This is a genomic window from Bacteroidota bacterium (assembly GCA_016706255.1).
GTDB lineage: Bacteria > Bacteroidota > Bacteroidia > Chitinophagales > BACL12 > UBA7236.
On the sequence record JADJJZ010000029.1, the window covers coordinates 885,001 to 904,813 of the forward strand.

General features: G+C 35.5%; 9 protein-coding genes and 1 tRNA gene. 4 read left to right on the forward strand and 6 right to left on the reverse strand.

Annotated features, from left to right (window positions below; all coding sequences use genetic code 11):
• Positions 1 to 134 precede the first annotated feature (134 nt).
• Positions 135 to 3,878: a T9SS type A sorting domain-containing protein gene (locus IPI65_21790; protein ID MBK7444064.1), complete on the forward strand. Its 3,744-nt coding sequence runs from the start codon at positions 135 to 137 to the stop codon at positions 3,876 to 3,878.
• Between the two features lie 84 nt (positions 3,879 to 3,962).
• On the opposite strand, the gene IPI65_21795 is transcribed toward IPI65_21790, so the two are convergent.
• From IPI65_21795 to IPI65_21805, 3 genes are read right to left on the reverse strand one after another with little or no spacing between them, the layout of a single operon-like run.
• Positions 3,963 to 5,930, reverse strand: coding sequence for a DUF3857 domain-containing protein (locus IPI65_21795; protein ID MBK7444065.1), 1,968 nt, complete (start codon positions 5,928 to 5,930; stop codon positions 3,963 to 3,965).
• Between the two features lies 1 nt (position 5,931).
• On the reverse strand, positions 5,932 to 7,851 hold the full coding sequence (locus IPI65_21800; GenBank protein ID MBK7444066.1) for a DUF3857 domain-containing protein: 1,920 nt from the start codon (positions 7,849 to 7,851) through the stop codon (positions 5,932 to 5,934).
• 7 nt (positions 7,852 to 7,858) lie between these two features.
• Positions 7,859 to 11,161: a hypothetical protein gene (locus tag IPI65_21805; protein MBK7444067.1), complete on the reverse strand. Its 3,303-nt coding sequence runs from the start codon at positions 11,159 to 11,161 to the stop codon at positions 7,859 to 7,861.
• 195 nt (positions 11,162 to 11,356) lie between these two features.
• Between IPI65_21805 and IPI65_21810 the strand changes: the two genes are divergently transcribed.
• Together IPI65_21810 and IPI65_21815 are read left to right on the forward strand one after the other, a co-directional pair.
• Positions 11,357 to 11,863 carry a DUF1905 domain-containing protein gene (locus IPI65_21810; protein MBK7444068.1) on the forward strand — a complete coding sequence of 169 codons (507 nt, stop codon included), beginning with the start codon at positions 11,357 to 11,359 and terminating at the stop codon, positions 11,861 to 11,863.
• A 125-nt stretch (positions 11,864 to 11,988) separates the two neighbouring features.
• Positions 11,989 to 12,258 (forward strand): hypothetical protein, encoded by a 270-nt coding sequence (locus IPI65_21815; GenBank protein MBK7444069.1) that lies wholly within the window; start codon positions 11,989 to 11,991, stop codon positions 12,256 to 12,258.
• 14 nt (positions 12,259 to 12,272) lie between these two features.
• Here the strand turns inward: IPI65_21815 and IPI65_21820 are convergent, their stop codons facing one another.
• Positions 12,273 to 13,091 (reverse strand): hypothetical protein, encoded by an 819-nt coding sequence (locus IPI65_21820; protein MBK7444070.1) that lies wholly within the window; start codon positions 13,089 to 13,091, stop codon positions 12,273 to 12,275.
• Positions 13,092 to 13,227: 136 nt separating this feature from the next.
• Between IPI65_21820 and IPI65_21825 the strand changes: the two genes are divergently transcribed.
• Positions 13,228 to 15,516: a carboxypeptidase-like regulatory domain-containing protein gene (locus IPI65_21825; protein MBK7444071.1), complete on the forward strand. Its 2,289-nt coding sequence runs from the start codon at positions 13,228 to 13,230 to the stop codon at positions 15,514 to 15,516.
• 529 nt (positions 15,517 to 16,045) lie between these two features.
• On the opposite strand, the gene IPI65_21830 is transcribed toward IPI65_21825, so the two are convergent.
• Together IPI65_21830 and IPI65_21835 are read right to left on the reverse strand one after the other, a co-directional pair.
• A tRNA-Leu gene (locus tag IPI65_21830) sits at positions 16,046 to 16,127 on the reverse strand.
• Positions 16,128 to 16,180: 53 nt separating this feature from the next.
• Entirely contained in the window at positions 16,181 to 19,753 is a 3,573-nt protein-coding gene (locus IPI65_21835; protein MBK7444072.1) for a PAS domain S-box protein, read from the reverse strand.
• Between the last annotated feature and the right edge of the window lie 60 nt (positions 19,754 to 19,813).

A 19,813-nucleotide genomic window follows, 5' to 3' on the forward strand; every position in this document is an offset into this window, starting at 1 on the left:
ACAATATGTCGCCATTACAAGCTTATAGCGTAACGGTTCAACTGCATTTATTAGGTAAAAGTAATCAAATTTCCTGAAATTAATGGCACAATGTTTGGCACTCCCGCCTTGTTAAAACCCAAAAATATGCGCCTATGCGAATAGCCCTACTCAACTTCGTATTGTTTACTTCCCTATTATCAACCCAGGCTCAAAGCCTTGTTACTGCTGAGATTTTTCATGGAAATGATGCTCAGGGAACACAATCAATAACCTCCGATGCCAATAATAATATTATATGTGCTACCGGCTTTTGGGATGATTTAGATGGCGATCCCGGTCCCGGAACTGCCAATTTAAACGCTTTTGGCTCACAAGATGTAGCAATTACAAAGCTGGATCCGTCGGGTAATTTAATCTGGACCAAACAAATAGGCGGAACAGGATTTGAAACACCTCAGGTAATTGAAGCAGATGCTTCAGGTAATATTTATGTGTTCGGCTATTTTAATGGCACTATCGATATGAATCCCGGGCCCGGAACTACAAATTTGGTTTCAGCCGGCAGCGACGATTTATATTGTGGTAAATACGATGTAAACGGGAGTTTATTATGGGCTGTAAGAACAGGTGGAAGCGGAACCGAACAGAGTTATGGTTTTGATTTAGATGCTTCAGGCGATCCTGTAATTTATGGTTATTTCCAAAATACCGTAGATTTTGATCCGGGACCGGCTACGGCTAATTTAACTGCCGGATTTGCAGGCTCCGATTTTATTTTAAAATTAAATGCAGATGGAACATATAATAATGCTCTATTAATGGCATCTGCTTATGGAAATAAAATGACGATAGATGCATCGGATAATATTTATTTAACAGGATTATTTTGGGAAACGGTAGATTTTGATCCGGGTCCTGCGGTGCATAATTTGGTTGCTTCCGGTTTTTCTGCTGATGCTTTTGTATTAAAATTAAATAGTGCTAATGTTTATCAGTGGGCGATAAAAATTTCAGGATCGTTAAGCGAACAAGGCGTTGGAATTTCCTATGATGAAAATAGTGATGCAGTTTATGTAAGTGGATTTTTTGAAGGGACAGTAGATATCAATCCCGGACCTGCTGTTCAAAATTTAGTTTCGCTGGGAGGTGTTGATGCTTATATTGCAAAATTTAATGGCAGTGATGGCGCTTTAATATGGGGTAAATTAGTTGGTGGAGTAGATTACCAGAATTTAACGAGTATTGTTGTAAGCAGCACGGGTAGTGTATGGGCGACAGGCAGTTTTGCGAACACTGTAGATTTTGATCCGGGCCCTGCAGTACATAATATTACATCAAATGGATTTCAGGATATTATTAAATTAAATTGGGATGCTGACGGTAATTATATTGATGCACAAAAAATAGGCGGAACAAATTCCGATTATGGTGCATGGATAGATATTGATGCTGAAGGTGCCATTTTAATTTCAGGCATATTTGAAGGATTAGTAGATTTTGATCCGGGTGATGTTACATTTAATTTAAATTCAGCATTCACCGGTTGGGATGGTTATGTTGCGAAATATTGTACTGTTTATACCATAAATAATTATGTAAGTATTTGTGAAGGTGATAGTTATTTTGCAGGAGGTGCAAATCAAACGGAGCCTGGTGATTATTTTGATTATTATACACCTATTGAAGGATGCGATAGTATTATAATTACGCATTTAAGTATAAATAACCCTGTTGTGAACCTGGGTGCAAATTATACGATTTGCAGTGGAACTACCACCACATTAAACGCCGGAAACCCCGGTGCCACTTACCTTTGGAACACAGGTGCAACCACACAAACAATTACAATTGGAACAGCAGGAACATACTCCGTTACCATAACTGACCCTGCAGGATGTGTTGCGTCAGATGCGATAACAATAAGTGTAAATCCTTCACCAACTGTTAATTTAGGTGCAGATATTTCTGCGTGTGCAGATGAAACTGTTGTATTAAATGCAGGAAATACGGGAGCAAATTATTTATGGAATACAGGTGCTACTACACAAACAATTAATGCCAATACAACAGGTACTTATTCAGTAACCGTTACCAATGGTTTTGGTTGTTTTGCTTCAGATGTTATTAATGTAAATATTCATGCTTTACCAACGGTTGAATTAGGTGCATCAATTGATTTTTGTACAGGAGAAAATGTTACACTTGATGCCGGTAATCCGGGTGCTACATATTTATGGAGTACGGGTGCAACTACACAAACAATTACAACTTCTACCCCGGGCACTTATTCAGTTACCGTAACAAATGCATTTGGTTGTGATAAATCAGATAATATTACTTTAACCGAACATGCTGCACCAATAGTAGATTTAGGTGCTGATATAATTGTTTGCGCTGATGAATTAATTATTTTAGATGCTGAAAATCCAGGTGCTAATTACGCATGGAATACAGGTGCTTTTACACAAACCATTACTGTAACCGAAAGTGGAAATTATGGTGTTGTAGTAACAAATGCTTTTGGTTGCAGCGATAATGATTTGGTAAATATTGTAATACATGATTTACCTGTTTTAGACTTAGGAACCACTTTACAATTTTGCGAAAATACCGATATCACTTTAGATGCAGAAAATATCGGTTCAACATATTTATGGAACACGGGTGCCACCACACAAACCATCACCACTGCTATTCCCGGCACATTTAGTGTTACCGTTACCAATGCAAATGGATGTATTGCTTTTGATGAAGTAGACGTAACTGTTTTACCTGCTCCTGTTATTGATTTAGGAATTGATACCGGCTTTTGCGCAGGCTCAACATTTACGATTAACGCTACAACTCCGGATGTTTCCTATTTGTGGAACACCGGAGCCACTACTTCAACAATTAATGTAAATACTCCGGGTTTGTTTTCTGTAATTATTACAAACGGTTTTGGCTGCAGCGATACAGATGCAATTAATTTAATTGAATATGATTTACCGGTTGTAAATTTAGGTGATGATGATTCGTATTGTTCAGGTGAAGCGATTTTGTTGGATGCAACAAATCCCGATTGCACCTATTTATGGAATACTGGCGCCACAACGCCAACATTATATATAACTGAAAGTGGTACTTTTAGTGTAACAGTTACTAACGCTCAAGGTTGTTCAGCCTTTGATGAAATTAATATTATTGTAAATCCATTACCGGTTGCAGATTTAGGACCCGATGTTACCACTTGTGCAGAGGTTCCTGTTTTACTGGATGCCACTACGCCATTCTGTTCATATTTATGGAGCACAGGTGAAACTACTGCTACCATATTAGTTTCTGAACCGGGTTTGTATACTGTAGCAATCACAAATTCATTTGGGTGTTTTATTATTGATTCCATTCATATTTTTAATTATGCTCCTACAGCAGTTGCATTAATACTACCTTTTGAAACAATATGTAATAATATTGCGCCATTTACGCTTACAGGCGGAACTCCGGATGGTGGAATTTATTCGGGTGATGGTGTTACGGATAACATTTTTAATGCCAATGAAGCCGGTGCAGGAACACATGTAATCACTTATTCGTATACCGATATAAACGGTTGTACAACTACTGCAGAACAAAGCATAACAGTTACTATTTGTCAGGAAGTTGAAACCGGTGCGGAGGGCAGCATTACACTTTATCCAAATCCTGCGATGAATCAATTTATCATTGAAAATACTACACATCAACACTTAGAAAATATTGCTATTTATAATGCAAACGGAGATTTAGTTTTCAGTGAAATCAATATTGCTGTCGGATCTCCTGTCCAATCAGTTGATATACAACATTTACCTTCCGGTTACTATCAGGTTAAATTGAATGGAACAATTGTATTACCGTTGATTATCAGCAAATAAATTCCGGACTCACCCTTAAAAAATATTGCAATAAAAAAGAGGCTGTCCTGTTGGGGCAGCCTCTTTTTTTAAATTAAATATGATTTATTGTGGTTCCAGAATCAATGAAACTTTATTAAAGTTTGCTGCTGCATTAATTACTTTTCTGTAATCTTCATATTCTGAAACAGGAAGTACAATTACTTTGTAATATTCATCAATTACTACTTTAACGGTATTTCCGGTTACTGTGTAATTAGAAGTAAATGTCATTGTACGTTCGCCATTTTTTTCCTGGAAAACATCTATTTTAAGATCATCAAGATTTGTGCATTTATAGCCTTCAGGCATTACAAAAGTAAGTTCGCGGTGATACCATCTGTTAAAACCGTTTTCTACTTCTAAAACCCTTTCCTTTTCCTGATAAATTTCAGCTTGTGGGCCAATGAGTAAACCGATATTAAACAAATATTGGTTACCTGCTTTTTCTACAAATTGTGATGAATGAAAAGTTGCTTTGGTAACTAACGGTTTCAAACCAAAATAAATACCACCGGCATTTTCAAGTGTAACCTGAATGTCTTCAGCTTTTTCTGCAATTTGTTTAACCTGTGCTTCTGAAACTTCTTTTTTATTATCTTCATCCAGGTAATCATAAACAACCTGGGTAGATTGTGCATAATATCCGGTTTCTTTTAAGGTTAAGGTATACAGCGGGTTGTCGATGTCTTTATTTAAATCAACTTCCATACTGATATTATTTTGTGTTTTATCGTATGGCAATGCATCAATAAAGTTCACTTTAGCAACAGCAGTTTTAAAATCACCTACTTCCACCGGTTTAATATATACTGCATAATTATATTGTAATCCTGATGTAATAAATCCTAAGCGTGAAAACACACTGCTTGGTTCCATGTGCATATTCAGATCGGGGAAATAAATCAGGTATTCATCAAGGTAGCTATAACTTTCAAAATCTTTGTCGAAACGTTCATCAAAGCGGTTTGTTGTAATGGCAATCTGGTGTTCAATACCCAGTGACTGGAATATGGCAACATATAATCTTAACATACCAAACTGGGTACCGATTTTTCCATCAATTACCCCTTCAAGATCGCTATATTGCGGGATGTAAAATTCAATTACATTAAAATTTGTTTTAAGGTATTGTTCAATTGCCCTGATTTTGTCCTCCTCTGTGAGGGCAAGTTTCAGATCCATAGATTTAATTAGCTTTTGCAGCTTTTTATTGGTGCCGCCGGAAATTTCGCCATACATCGCAGCATAAACATCTTCTGCATATTTGCTATAACGGTAGAAATCGCTTTTGTTGTTCGACTTATTTGCTTGTAGTTTGTAAACAAGAAACATTTCATTGGCATCCACATTGGCAAAATCTTCCTCGGCTAAACCTGCAATTTCAGGCATCGTTACTGAATAAATATTTACATCATTATTAGCAGAGTCCAAGGCAACATCGGGTAAACCATTATAAGATTTAAATGCAAAAACCAGATTTGCAGGAGAAATTAATTTAAACTCAACATTTTTTTTCAATACAGCACCCTGTAAAGTTGAACGTGAACCGGAAAGTTCAGGTGATTCTTTTAACAAGAAAAAATATTCAATTTCACTACCTAAATCAACCCCTTCCAATGCAAAATATTTCAACTTACGCTGCGACTCTTCATCAACAGATTCTTTCACATCTCGTTCACCAAGTGTTTTTACTTCGCCTTTGCTGTTGATTACGCGCACCTTCTGACGAATCATATCACTTTCATCATAATACGGTAAGTATAATTTATTATTATCAGATATTGCATCATCTGAATTTACGCGTATAATAACGTGATGAACATAAGTACATTCGAGTTCACCCTTATCATTATACGTGAAATCATAAACCAGTTTATCTTTTAAAATTACTTCCGGCAAAGCAGCTTCTTCGGTAGTAAGATCGTGCAGTTTAGGGCTCTTTTCCCAATCATATTTATCAATAGTTTCAACCTGCGCATAGGTTGATACCAAAGTGAATCCAAAAATGAGGGCGGTTAGTGTTTTTTTCATGTTATTTCTTTTTAAATATTACTACTTCGTTATAAGCGCTGTTAATTTGTTTAATCATAGCATTCCACTCAGCAAAATGCGTTTGGTCGAGCAGCAGGAAATCAATAATGATATTGGAAGTCATTATCAGTTGATTGCCAACTTGTTCATATTTGATAGTATAATTGAATAAACTATTGGCGTAAACCGAATTTTCAGGCAAATGGTCTACAACATAACCTTCCGGTATATCAAAAACAACTGTTCGTTTAATATTTTTCTTAAATTCTTCTTCAAACGGAATTGTTCGGCCGTTATCAAATTTGAATGTAGATAAATCTTTATCTAAGGTTAGATTAACATATATCTTATCATCCTTTATACGTGCATAGTTTTTAATTTTAAATTCATAATGCACAAACATATCTTTGTCACGATCCAGCAGGTTTTCTGCATAAATGGTGTCGAGTGAAAAAGTATTATTTCCAATTTCGTAAATGGAAGTTAATGTTTTTTCGCGGTATTCAGGGCGAACGTTTTTAAATATATTAGTAAAATCACCTCTAACATAACCCGTGTATCTGCTGGTTGAATTTCCAATTATTTCGCTGCCTTCGAGTTTTAAATTCATTTTTTCTTCCAAAATATTTTTTTCCGGTTCCATAACAGGAACTTGCACTACCTCATATGCACCTTTCCCTAAATGGATAAGTGCTTCTTTTCCCTGAATAAATCCGGAAGGCATACCAAATGGCAGATAAGAATCAGTTCCATCCAGGAAAATATATTTACCATCCGATTTATAAGCAGCGATCATGTGGTTATCGTTTGCCGGTGTTGGCACTGTAGAATAAGTATAAGGAATATCTCTGGTGCCAATCCAAACCAGATGTGCATCAACGCCTGCAATTTGCATCATTCCGGTAATAATACTTGCCATCCCTTTACAGTCGCCGTAACGTTTTGTGCAAACTGCCGCTGCCTGACTTGGAACAAAACCATCCATACCGGCTTCAAATGCTACATATTTAATATTATCCTGCACCCACTGATATATTTTTTTTGCTTTTTCATCAGGTGAAGTAATTCCGGTAACGAGCGAGTCAACAACTTTTTTCACTTCATCATTTGGTACAATATTTACACCATCAACAAAATCGTAATAAAAATTATGTAAGTCAGCAACATCATTAATTACATCTACCTTTTTTCCATCCAGCATATAACTTTTTATATAAACGATTACATGCGGTGCATAATACCTGATTGATGGTGCATTTGATTCCACTTCAATTTTTGGCATATTCGTCATTTTCCAAGAATACACCTGTTTTCCTTTTTCATCTGTTTTTTTAAAATTGAGTGCCTCGGCAGTGGTATTCATATACACAATTTCGAGCTCTGTTCCTGCTGGGCAGCTAATGGTAAATGCGCTACTTTCAGTAGGACAGAAATCGCCAAAAATGTGCATCGGTAAAAACCTTGGCTCAACAATTTCATTTGTGTAGTCCATTACCCTTCTGCAACCTTTTGCCAGCATCGGGAAATTAAATGTTTTTTCTTTTGAATCATCAAAAAAGATATCACCACGAACAACATCATTGGTATAGAAATAATCTACATCAACCGATTTATACTTTTTACCATCCGGAATTAATGTTTTAGCCGAAAGGTCAATCAATGGCATCCATCCGGAATACTCCACAGATTCATCATTGTAAATATTTGCCTTTTCGGTAAGCAACAGCATATCTTCAAAATAATGTGCTGTAATATTTAATTTACCTTTTTTAACCTCCATATTAATATCGGCATCTTGCTGTAAATAAATTACAGGTTCACCCGGATATTTTGTGGTATAGGTATTAACATCTAGCGGCTCCTGCCCGAATACGGAGCCAATCAGCAAAAATATTGCTGCGGAAGTGAGGATTTTATTCATCTATTTTTTATTTCTCTGATACTATTTTATCGTTGTAATAAATTATTGTTTTCAATAATTTTCCTGTTTTATCATATATCTTTTTTTCACCATATAAATCACCGGCAATGTAATGTGCAACTTCAGAAACCTGGCCATTTTCAAAATATTTGGTAAATACACCTTCCAGTTGATCATTTACATAAGTTCCTTCACTTTCTAATTTCCCGTTGGCATAATACATTTTTCTTACACCTTCCAGTTTATCGTTTTTGTAATTTGCTTCTTCCATTAATTTACCGGATGAGAAATATTCTTTGTAAGTACCTTGATACCAGCCTTTTACTAAAGTATATTCAACTGATTTTTTTCCGTTTGTATAATAGGCAACGATATTAGCATTTCCACCTTCAATGGTAATTACCGGCACCAACTTTCCATTTGTGCCATTGTAAGTATAACTTACCACTTTATCATTAATATAGTTTTTAATTAACTGTAACTCACCGGTATTATCATAATATTTAAACTCGCCATATCGGATGCCGTTAATATATTCACCTTCTAATTCGAGTTTACCATTATCGTAATACAATATATAAGCGCCATTTTCTTCATCGGCAGCGTATTCACGTTTACTCTCAATTTTTCCATCTTCAGTATAAATAAATTTCACCCCTTCGTTAGAACCTAATACATAAGGTTCTTCAATATGTACTTTTCCATTTGGGTAATACCATTTCCACATGCCATGGCGCTCGCCGTTTACCAAATCACCTTCTGTTTCAACAACTCCACCAGGGCCATACCAGGTATGTTTGCCATTGCGTTCACCATTCATGTAACCACCATTCATATACACGGTGCCATTATAGTTGAGCACTTTTAAATCCACTTTTTCTTTGTCGATTAATGTTGAATCTACAACTGCACCGGTTGAATCATAATCATAAGATCTTAAGATAATTCCTTCAAGCATGTAATATTCAGATTCTTTGTTGCCTTTAACATCATAATATTCCTGCCATCCGTGTTGCAAATTATCCATATAATACAATTTGAATTTGATTTCACCATTGTCATGATATCCAAGCCATTCACCCTGACGTTCGCCTTTTACATATACGCCGGTTTCAGTTAATAAACCGTTCTCGTTAAATATTTTCAACTCACCATCTCTATCATCATCTTTCCATGTTACGGTTGAAGAAATACTTCCATCTTCAAAAAATTCAGTTTGTTTTCCGTCCAGCAAACCATCCTTGAACGTTTGTTCAGTACTGATATTACCATATTCATTATAATATTTCCAAACACCATTTTGAGATGAACCTACGTAATCACCTTCAAAATCTTTAATACCATCTTCATCCATTCCAACAAATGGGAATTTGGTTAATTTTCTTTTGCCTTCAGATATCACTTTTCCGCTTTTATCGTAATAGGTATAGGCAGTAATTTCACCTTTGGTATATTCCCATGTGTAATGTAAAACGCCATCAGGTGCATAATTTTTTGAAATACCATTCTTTTTGCCGGTTTCATCATAACTTTCTTCTGATTCCAGTTTACCGTTTCGATAATAGGTTTTATGTGTGCCAACAAAACTTGTTTTTTTAGCAACTCCTTCTGCCTGAATATTTCCGTTAGAATGATATGCAACAAACGGTCCTTCCGATTCGTCGTTCACGAGCGTTTCAGTAAATGATAATTTACCATCCGCATAAAATTCCTCGTGTTTCCCTTCTGCTTTTCCGGCTTTAAATTCAGTTACTTCAGAAATTTGTCCGTTCGCATAATATCTGGTCACTTTACCATCCAGTTCATTTTTCTTATATTCAGCTACCACACTTTTTAATCCGTTTGGATAATACATTGTGAAGGTTCCTTCCAGCATATCATCTTCATAATTCTTTTCAACATAAATACCACCGTAATAGTAATATTCCTTAAATAAACCGTAGGCTTTGCCTTCCGTGTAATTGCCTTCAAGGCTCACCTGACCATTTGAGTAATATTTAGTGTATTTTCCATTGTATAAATCATTTGTAAATTCAATTGCTTCAGTCAGATTACCAAATTCGTCATAAAATTTACTCAGTCCGTTTTTTTCACCTGAGCGATTAAATGTTCCGGTTGTATATATATTTCCTGCTATATTATAAACCTCAAAATCGCCAACCAATTTATCTTCTTTACCAACTTTTTCAATATTACCAACAATACTTAACGTATTATATTCACTATACAGGAAAGTAACTTTAGTTTTTTTACCATTTAATACATAATTATGCATTTTATGCTGATTGTAATAAGTATCAGGCCACCATGTATCAAAACTTTTTAAATCGGAAACATGTTTACCTAAAATCTTTTGGACATTTTGATTATCTGCACTTATTAAAATATAATAGCTGAAGTCTTCGAATTTGTTTGCTTCCATCAACATTTTAAAATAGGGCACATAAAATTCCATCCAGAATCCCTTATCACTTGCATCATATTCAACCTTATTTAACATCAGGTGAATTTGTTTCATAAAGTCATAGTTGCCAAAATCACCGGGAACTTTATATTTTTTGTTTGCAGAAACTTTGTTGCTCAATAAAAGTTCCACTTCAGAAAAATCATCACCATCACCAAATTTAATATCGTGTTTATCTAATTGAGAAGACGGGTCGGTAGCAACCGAAACTAAAAGATCTAAAGCTGATTTCGAACGATTGGTATTAGGCTCAAGAATTAAAAATGTACATAAACTCAGGAGCGATTGAACTGTTTTTCCTTCCATTGCAGTCAAACTTGCCAGCATTAAATGTGTTCCCGGATGGCTAGGATTAATTTCTAATACATCCTTAAAACGTTGTACAGCTTCAGGATATTTTTTCATATTATAATAAGTAACTCCCTGATTAAAAATGAGCTGCACATTTTTAGGAAATAACTTAATACCCTGATCATACGCAGCGACACTTTCTTCACGTAATTCTAATTCATCGAGGGCATTTCCGAGGTTGACAAATAATTCTGGATATAACTTATCGGTTGAGGCAATAGCCAAACGTGCAACCGCAGCTGCTTCTTCATAATTTTCATTAGCCAGCAATGAAAGCGATTTTTCACTCAGGGCTGTTATGTATAATGAATCGTTCCGGTTAATCAGGTCATAAAGGGCAATGGCCTTTTCATATTTTTCATCATCATGGTATTCAATGGCTTTGTCAATAATTGCCTTTGAATTCTTAAAGTCGGATGCTTTTTGGGCAAATGCAGAGGTAGCAACTAGCATACCCATCACTACAAACGTAAATAAACGCAGGTTTGTCTTCATGTGTGTTTTAAATGTTGTTAAGTCAAATGATTTCACCGCTAATATATCATTTTTTCCTATTCGGAGGTAAGTCAATCACGAAAAGACGATTAAAAGGATTGTAAAATTTCATGTAAAGTGCATTTTTAGATTGATTATCAGCACTTTATGTGAAATATAAAGTTGGATGAATACTTATTATTTTTGACTCAATAAATGGTAACTTTTAATGCGGTAATCAAAAAATTTGGTTCCATGGGTGAAAAGACCGGATGGACATATGTTGAAATTCCGGCAAAGTATGCCGAATTGCTTAACCCGGGGGTAAAGACATCTTTCAGGGTGAAGGGCAAACTTGATAACCTGGCAGTTAAGCAGCTGGCGCTTATTCCAATGGGTGAGGGAGATTTCATCATACCGCTTAATGCCGGCATGCGTAAAAATTTAGGCAAAAGAAGTGGAAATTCATTACAAATAGTATTAACTTTAGATAATAGTCCCTTTTCATTTTCTTCAGATTTTATAGCTTGTCTGGAAGATGAACCCGGGGCGAAAAAATTTTTTGATACATTACCCGGCTCACACCAACGTTATTTTTCAAAATGGATTGATTCAGCAAAAACTGATGAAACTAAAGCAAAACGAATTGCAATGGCTGTTACCGCTTTAGCTCAACATTTAGGATATGCTGAAATGATCCGAGCAAACAAAAAAATAAAATAAGATGCGCAGTCCGGTATTCTTTGCTACAATTTTTTATCTGTTAATTGGATGTACTGTCGACAATCCGATTCATGAAACAAAATCACTTTGCGAAGCAGTAGCCACCAAAGATGATATGAGTAAGAATGATCATTGATGATTTATGTTTGGGATATTTACCTGACGCTACCACCGAAGATGAGTTAGGTCATGAAAAAAATTTAGAAGATTTAATTCAATCAATTAATGCAAGCTATCCGTGTGCAGTTGCAAGCCTGGTTTGTTATGCCTGCATTGAAACAAATCCGGCAATTTCAGAAATACGAATTGATGTGCAGCTTGACAGCAATAATTATTTTGTAGTAATAGATTTATTTACTCCTGACGACGTTATTTCATTTTCAAACATACATTAAACAGCCTGAAATGCTTACGCTTTGCGGTATTGGAGGCATTGATTCCAATCGTTTTCAAAATATTTTTTTACTTTTTCCAACTCTTCCTGTGGTATTAATGGTGCAGATGAAATAAATCGTTTTGGAATTAATAAGGCCGTATATAAAATACTATAACACAATAACATTCGTGAGCGGCGACGTATCCAGGTTTTGTATCTGGGGCCTTTATATATTGGAATTTTTTTGAACAGATAAGGCCCTATTTTCAACATTATTTTTAATTGTTTTTCGTTGTACGACGTATGATGTGGTTCTAACGAAATTGCAGATTTATCGTAAGTGGTACCCGTATAGTTTGCTATTTGGTCAATAAACTTAAACGTATCTTTTTTTATATCATCATAAAATAATACCAGTGGTTTTGATGTAAAATGTTTTTCCAGTAATTGAATTTTAGGATGAAATAAAGCATCCTGAATTTTCCAAAAACCCTTATCATTTTCCACATCGAAAAACTCGGTAAATGTAAACGGATAACCATTTTTTAAAAAACGGCGATATTGTGAAGCTATCCACTGATCATTTCTTCTTAAAACAATTATGGCATGTGTATCAGGGTAAACAGCAGCAAATTTTACTACTTCCCGCTCCAATTGCTGGTCCATTTCACGCGATAAAAAAACCTTGTCGGCATTTGATTCTTGTAAAATTTTTTTCCAGCTGTTATAGCGCGTAGGATGCACATAATAAATGCCTTTAAACGCACCAAACACCTTATTTTGCAGATAAGTGCTGGCAGTTTTACCCAAGCCCACATGAAAAAATACGGTTAACGGTTTACCTACATCCATAATTTCGCGGGTGAAATTCAGTAAAATACTGCAGTGTAGCAAATTCCATATTGTGTTAAAGTATAGTCAGAAGTCTGTAAAATTGGCGGTTGTGACATCCATTTTACATTATTCTGGTTATCTTCGCGGCAATATTATGAATCGAATTTTAACCTTAATTTTCCTTTTAGCAGGCTTATACAGCGCAGCTCTTGGCCAAACCGGAACCATTCGCGGATTTGTTTATGACGAAGAAAACGGTGAACCTGTTCCCTTTGTGAATGTAATTGTCGCAAAAACAGACAATATCGGTGCACCGTCTGATATCAATGGATTTTTCTCGATTCCTGATGTACCGGTAGGTCAGCAAACCCTCGTATTAACCTATATCGGTTACGATTCACTCGTTTATCCTGTAACTGTTGAAGCGGGTAAAATATTAAATGTGAAGTTGAATATGAAGCAATCGGGTGTTGATTTAGATGTAGTAACCATCTCATCAAAAACTACTTCTAAACTGGAAGAAATTCAGATTTCCACAACTACAATTACACCTTTACAAATAAAACGTTTGCCATCAGTAGGTGGTGAACCGGATCTTGCGCAATATTTACAAGTTTTACCGGGCGTGATTTTTACGGGCGACCAGGGCGGACAACTCTACATTCGTGGTGGTAGTCCGATACAAAATAAGGTGTTGTTAGATGGAATGGTAATTTACAACCCCTTCCACTCTATCGGTTTATTTTCGGTTTTCGAAACTGATATTATCCGAAATGTTGATGTATATACAGGAGGTTTTAGTTCTGAGTATGGTGACCGTATTTCTGCTGTTGTAGATATCACCACAAAAGATGGTAATAAAAACGAAACCCAGGGTGAAGTTTCGGTAAGTCCCTTTTTAGCACGTTTTTTATTGGAAGGACCTATTAAAAAATCAACAAATAAATCATCGAGTTTAACTTACATTTTAACAGCAAAACATTCATATTTAGATAAATCGTCTAAAATTATTTATCCTTATGTAAATAGTCAGGAAGGTATTTTAGGTAATAATGGCATTCCATATACATTTACAGATGTATACGGTAAAATATCATTGAATTCGGAATCGGGAAATAAATTAAATGTATTTGGTTTTAATTACAGAGATAGTGTTAATTATTCTGATATCACCACATTTAAATGGAATTCAATTGGTGGTGGAACAAACTTTGTGATTGTTCCTTCTGAATCGAATATGCTGATTGAAGGGGTGTTTGCCTACTCGAATTATACCATGGTTCAAAACGAAGCTGATGGTAAGCCGCGCAATAGTTTTGTGGGTGGATTTAATGGCGGGGTTGACTTCACGTATTACCAGCCCCATGGTGATGTGCAGTATGGTGTAGAGGTAATTGGTTTTGAAACAAATTATGAATTTTTTAACCGACTAGGTGTTAAATATGAGCAACAGCAATTTACAACCGAGTTAGGAACTTATGTAAAATTCAGAAGATCATTCAATAAAAAATTCGTGATTGAACCAAGTTTACGCATTCAGTATTATGCATCACTCAGTGAGTTTTCACCTGAGCCACGAATTGGTATGAAATATAATATTACTGATCGTGTGCGGATAAAATTTGCCGGTGGTTTATACAGTCAGAATTTAATTTCTACAAAAAGCGACCGCGACGTGGTGAATTTATTCACAGGATTTTTATCAGGACCGGATGATGATTTATATACAATTGATGGTGAAGAAGCTAAATCAAAATTACAACGTTCAACACATGCCATTGCCGGTATTGAATTTGATCCGTCTGATTATATAGAAGTAAATATTGAACCATATATCAAATATTTTAACCAGCTTATTGAAATTAACCGCAAAAAAACAACTTTACGTGACCCGGATTTTGCAACAGAAACAGGTCAGGCTTATGGAATTGATTTTTCATTAAAATATGAACGCAAAGCAGTTTATTTATGGATGGCCTACTCATTGGGCTTTATTGAACGTAACGACGGCGAGCAGGTATATCCGCCGCATTACGACAGACGACACAATTTAAACCTGGTAGCAACGTATACGGTAAAACGTTTATGGGAGTTTAGTGCAAGATGGAATTTAGGATCAGGATTTCCTTTTACACAAACTGCAGGTTTTTATGAAAGTGTTGACTTTTTGGATGGTATTAGCACAGATTATACCACCACAAACGGCTCTTTAGGTATTATTTATGATGAAGATTTAAACGGTGGACGTTTACCTTATTACCACCGCCTTGATTTAGCAGTAAAACGTAATATTTACTTTGTAAATAAAAATAAGATTGAAATTAATGCGGGTGTTACCAATGTTTACAATCGCGAAAATATATTTTATTTCGATAGAGTAAGATATGAGCGTATTAATCAGTTGCCGATATTACCATCGTTGTCTATATCTTATGCTTTTTAACTCCGAACGAAGATGAATATATTAAAGCTGCAATTCCAATTGCAGCTTTTTTTTGCACTATTGTTACTTCTTGTAAAAAAAAAATAGCCTGGCTTTACGACAGACTATCAGTACCGGAAGCGGGACAGGCCCGCATAAATTATGTACATAAAAAAAAGGTTGAATTAAATTAATAATTCAACCTCTTCAGTACCGGAAGCGGGACTCGAACCTGCCTTAATTCAGTTTCCCTAAGACATTGCTGGTTTAATTTTCATTTAAAAAATTTAGCACATTTGTAATTTCTTTTCGGCAGGCAGGCCCGCATAAATTATGTACATAAAAAAAGGTTGAATTAAATTAATAATTCAACCTCTTCAGTACCGGAAGCGGGACTCGAACCTGCCTTAATTCAGTTTCCCTAAGACATTGCTGGTTTAATTTTCATTTGTTTTTTTAAAAATTCTTGTATTTCTTTTCGGCAGGCAGGCCCGCATAAATTATGTGCATAAAAAAAGGTTGAATTAAATTAATAATTCAACCTCTTCAGTACCGGAAGCGGGACTCGAACCCGCATACCTTTCGGCACACGCCCCTGAAACGTGCGTGTCTACCAGTTCCACCATTCCGGTTTATGTGGTGCAAAATTAAAAAAATTATTGATTGAATTGAATGAAAATCGTAATTAAAACTGAGAAACCGGCTTTACCGGTAATGTAAAGGTGAAGGTACTGCCAACATCTTCTTTACTTTCTGCAGTAATACTTCCACCGTGACGTTTTATAATACGTTCAACGATAGCTAAACCTACTCCGGTTCCTTCAAAATGTTCTTCGCTATGTAAACGTTTAAAGGCCGTGAATAACTTATCTTTTAAATCCATGCTAAAACCTACGCCATTATCTTTAATTGAAATGGTGGTTAGATTATCTTTTGTAAAGCCATACAGTTGAACAGAAGGTTTTTTTCGGAATCGGCTGTATTTAACGGCATTCCCTAATAAATTTACGATTGCTCTTTTTATCATTTCATAATCACCGTATAAATTAGGTAAATCATCAAAATGTATTTTAAAATTTGTAATCGACTCCCCTTCTTTAATGCCGTTTATTATTTCCTCCACAAGTTCATGTGTATTGATTTCTACATTTTTTAATTCACTACGCCCGATTTTGGAAAAAATCAAAAGGTTGTCAATAAGCGAACTCATTTTTATAATACTTCTTCTGATTTGGCGGATATTTTCAAGGCCATCTTTATCTAAAACAGTATTGTAATTTTTATCCAGGAAATAGGCGAAAATATCAATAGACCTGAGCGGAGTGCGTAAATCGTGTGATACAGAATAATTAAATGTTTCCAATTCTTTGTTTGCAGCTTCAAGCATAGCAGTTCTGTCGCGCACTTTGTTTTCAAGCTGATCGTTCAGGTGGCTTAATTGCTGCTCCTTAATTTTGATTTCAGTAATATCCATTGAAACCGACAACACTTCCGAAAACTCACCGGCTTCATTTAACAATGGTAATTTGATTGTTTGAAACCAAACAGGAATGCCATTTTTTGGATGATTAATCATATGTTCATCAATCACCACCATTTTTCTGGCAAAAAACACTTCACTGTCACGTTCGGTAAGTTTGGCTAATGCTTCAGAGTAATGTTTTGGATTTTCGCTGTTGTAATTTATTATGGTAAGATTATCTACCTCAAGAAAATCAGTAAATGTGTTATTCACTGTTACAAACTCATTATTTACATTTCTAACATAAATCAAATTTGGAGTTGCATTTATTATTTCCTGCAAAAATTTACGCTGATGTATTAATTGCTGCTGATAATCTTTAATAGTTGTAATATCCTGGTGAATACCTGAAGCACGTATAGGATTACCCTGCTTATCCCATTCCATAATTTTACCTTTATCCATAATCCACCGCCAGTCGCCGTTGCTGGCTAACATACGCACTGTAGATTCATAAAAAGGTGTTTCACCACGTAAATGGCTTTGGAAACTATTTAATGCTGCATCCTTGTCATCGGGGTGAATAAATTTTTCCCAGAATTGTTGATTGACAATTGTATTTTCAAAATAATATCCAAGCATTTCGGCCCAGCGTTTATTATGCACCATTTTGTTTTCCTGGATATAAAAATCCCAGATACCTAAATCGGCTCCTTTTAATGCAAGTTCTAATCTAGCTTCACTATCGCGTAATGCCTGCTCTTGTTTTTTTCTTTCAGTAATATCGCGTCCGATTCCCTGCACTCTGCCATCCGGAAAAATACGGGCACTAATTTCTGCAATACGTTCTTCGCCATGTTTATTTATGAATATCCTTTCACCGAAGTAGTTATCTTTATATTTCGGATTTATTCTAACACCCGGCTTTTTACCAATAAATCTTTTTGGAACCAAATCAGCGGCTGTCATATTTAATAATTCCTGTCGTGAATAACCTGATAATTTACACATAGCATCATTCACCTCTACAAATCGATCTTCTGCATCAATAATAATAACCGCATCTGTTGCCTGTTCAATAAGCGAACGGTATAAATTTTCGCGTTTAATTAATTCATTTTGTGTAAAATTGAGCATGCTGCTTTTATGCGCAAGTGCAATAAAATCGCCGATGGAACGCGCAAACGACTGGTCCTCTAAAGTCCATTTATGAAAATGTGTACGATTTTCCACACAAATAACGCCCCAAATTGTTTCTCCTTTACTGATGGCAATATCCATCATCGAATAAATGTTTTGGGGTACATTATAAATCTCGTTGAATTCACTGGTACGAGGATCATTAACGGCATCGTCTGCAACAATTATGCGATCGCGCAATAATGTTTTAAAATAAACTGGAAATTTATCTACTGTAAGCGGCACCCCATCAATAAATTGTTTGGAAGTATTATCGTAATTCATCAAACAATGCAACTCAGTATGATATTCATTAAATGCCCATACATTCACACAGGTAATATCTAATGTATTGGCCGTAACCTGCACAATTGTTTTTAGTGCCTCTTCAAAATTTCCTTTAATAATCGATTCCTCTTGCGTTAACGATACCAAAACGGACTGATGTTTTTTCAGTGTTTTTTGGATACGGCTAACTTCAATGTCAGTTATTTTTTTATCGTGTATATCACGAATAATTCCATTAATCCCTACAATTTCTTTGTGTTCATTTAAAATGGGTTTCAAACTGACTTCAACAAAACGCGAATTCCCATTTATCGATCGTAACATTAAATCATATTGAACATCCTGAGCACCGTAAGTTAATAATTTCCGCACTTTTAAGTAAAATCCATCGGTGTCATGCGGATGATGTAAATAATCAAACGAAAATTTACCTAGTGTTTCGCTTATGGCATACCCGGTTGTTTTTTCCCATGAGCCATTTAAGTAAATAAATTTCGCTTCAGTGTCTGTTTGAAATACAATATCCGTTAAATTTTCAACCAGATTATAATATTGTTGCCTGCTGTTAATTAATTGTTTTTCAGCGTGTTTCCTGTCGCTGATATCAGTGATAATTGTTTTAATACCAAATTCACCTTCAAATGAAACCGGGAAAGCGAATACCTCAACTTCAATAATAGAACCATCCAGTTTAATCAGATGCTCTTCAATTGGAGGTGCCGGATTATTTTGTTCAATTATCCCTTTTATACGTTCGGCAACTTTACTTTTAAAACCTTCCGTTACAAATGGCCAAATTGTTTTGCCAACCAATGTATCATCAGTATGCAGGCCAATTAATTGCCCGGCCCGATTATTTGCATATACAATCAAACCATTTTTATGAATTATAACACCGGTGTTGGTTTGATTAAGCATTTGAATATGCTGTTCACTTAATTCACGGTTAGTGCGGTTACGAATAATTTTGTCTGTAACATCGATACATGTAACAGTGAAGCCATCAAGGTGGTCCAAATTTTTATCAATTTGTGACAGATGCAAATCAAATATTTTACCTGTAGGAAGATGGCGTACTTCCTCAATTAGCGCAGGTTTTTCGGATTCAGGTTTATTATCAATGTAATTGGCAGTTTCCGGCAGTCCTTCAAAAAGCTCCTTTAGGTGTTGGGGTGGGAAAACTGTATTAGCGTCCCTTAATAAATCGGTAAAAGCTTTGTTAAAATGGAGGATGTTAAAATGGCTATCAACCAATACCACAGGCATTTTTATGAACTCAAGGCCCTGATACTTGTGCTGGTGGTTAACTGTTTGTATTGGCAGTGCCATATGTAATTCAAATTTCAATCATTCAAGCTGAAAAACAGTTTAAAAATAATGAAATTTGTG

Coding starts and splice junctions, on each gene's coding strand:
- IPI65_21790 (MBK7444064.1), top strand. CDS start 135: ATGCGAATAGCCCTACTCAACTTCGTATTGTTTACTTCCCTATTATCA.
- IPI65_21795 (MBK7444065.1), bottom strand. CDS start 5,930: ATGAAAAAAACACTAACCGCCCTCATTTTTGGATTCACTTTGGTATCA.
- IPI65_21800 (MBK7444066.1), bottom strand. CDS start 7,851: ATGAATAAAATCCTCACTTCCGCAGCAATATTTTTGCTGATTGGCTCC.
- IPI65_21805 (MBK7444067.1), bottom strand. CDS start 11,161: ATGAAGACAAACCTGCGTTTATTTACGTTTGTAGTGATGGGTATGCTA.
- IPI65_21810 (MBK7444068.1), top strand. CDS start 11,357: ATGGTAACTTTTAATGCGGTAATCAAAAAATTTGGTTCCATGGGTGAA.
- IPI65_21815 (MBK7444069.1), top strand. CDS start 11,989: ATGATCATTGATGATTTATGTTTGGGATATTTACCTGACGCTACCACC.
- IPI65_21820 (MBK7444070.1), bottom strand. CDS start 13,091: ATGGATGTAGGTAAACCGTTAACCGTATTTTTTCATGTGGGCTTGGGT.
- IPI65_21825 (MBK7444071.1), top strand. CDS start 13,228: ATGAATCGAATTTTAACCTTAATTTTCCTTTTAGCAGGCTTATACAGC.
- IPI65_21835 (MBK7444072.1), bottom strand. CDS start 19,753: ATGGCACTGCCAATACAAACAGTTAACCACCAGCACAAGTATCAGGGC.